Annotated in this window: 8 tRNA genes and 1 rRNA gene; all 9 read right to left on the bottom strand. The window is 49.0% G+C overall.

Annotated features, from left to right (window positions below):
• Nucleotide 1 precedes the first annotated feature (1 nt).
• A tRNA-Leu gene (locus KNQ03_RS16885) sits at nt 2-88 on the bottom strand.
• Nucleotides 89-109: 21 nt separating this feature from the next.
• Nucleotides 110-184, bottom strand: a tRNA-Gly gene (locus tag KNQ03_RS16880).
• Between the two features lie 7 nt (nt 185-191).
• Nucleotides 192-275 (bottom strand) — tRNA-Leu (locus KNQ03_RS16875).
• A 7-nt stretch (nt 276-282) separates the two neighbouring features.
• A tRNA-Lys gene (locus tag KNQ03_RS16870) sits at nt 283-358 on the bottom strand.
• Nucleotides 359-381: 23 nt separating this feature from the next.
• A tRNA-His gene (locus KNQ03_RS16865) sits at nt 382-457 on the bottom strand.
• A gap of 11 nt (nt 458-468) precedes the next feature.
• Nucleotides 469-544, bottom strand: a tRNA-Thr gene (locus KNQ03_RS16860).
• Nucleotides 545-552: 8 nt separating this feature from the next.
• Nucleotides 553-628, bottom strand: a tRNA-Phe gene (locus KNQ03_RS16855).
• Between the two features lie 10 nt (nt 629-638).
• Nucleotides 639-714: transfer RNA gene (locus KNQ03_RS16850), tRNA-Asp, on the bottom strand.
• A 79-nt stretch (nt 715-793) separates the two neighbouring features.
• Nucleotides 794-882 (bottom strand): 5S ribosomal RNA (gene rrf, locus KNQ03_RS16845); the annotation flags it as partial.

Genomic DNA, 882 nt, shown 5'->3' with positions numbered 1-882 from the left:
ATGGTGCGGTCGAGAGGACTTGAACCTCCACGATGTTGCCACCACTAGGCCCTCAACCTAGCGCGTCTACCGATTCCGCCACGACCGCATAATGCTATTCAAATATAAATGGAGCGGAAGACGGGATTCGAACCCGCGACCCCGACCTTGGCAAGGTCGTATTCTACCACTGAACTACTTCCGCATATAAATGGTACGGGTGAAGGGACTTGAACCCCCACGTCAAAGACACTAGATCCTAAATCTAGCGCGTCTACCAATTCCGCCACACCCGCATAAAAATGGTGTGTCATGCAGGATTCGAACCTGCGACCCTCTGATTAAAAGTCAGATGCTCTACCAACTGAGCTAATGACACATAAATGATATGAAGTTAAAAAATGGGGCGACTGATGGGAATTGAACCCACGAATGCCGGAATCACAATCCGGTGCGTTAACCACTTCGCCACAATCGCCAAAATAAAAATGGTGCCGGCAACAGGAGTCGAACCCGCGACCTACTGATTACAAGTCAGTTGCTCTACCAGCTGAGCTACACCGGCAAAAGAAATGGTGGCTTTGGACGGAATCGAACCGCCGACACAAGGATTTTCAGTCCTTTGCTCTACCAACTGAGCTACAAAGCCGATATTAAAATGGCGGTCCTGACGGGATTCGAACCCGCGATCTCCTGCGTGACAGGCAGGCATGTTAACCGCTACACCACAGGACCGTTTAAGTATAAGGTGACGACTTCTATAATGATAAAACATCTATGTAAGTCTGTCAATTGTTTTATTAAAAAAACAAAAGCCTGGCAACGTCCTATCCTCACAGGGGGAAGCCCCCAACTACTTTCGGCGTTCAAGTGCTTAACTTCCGTGTTCGGCATGGGAACGGG

This window comes from Exiguobacterium sp. s143 (genome assembly GCF_018618895.1).
Classification (GTDB): Bacteria; Bacillota; Bacilli; order Exiguobacteriales; family Exiguobacteriaceae; genus Exiguobacterium_A; species Exiguobacterium_A abrahamii.
Note: the sequence above shows the minus strand (reverse complement) of the source record. Positions and strands in the feature narration are given on the sequence as shown.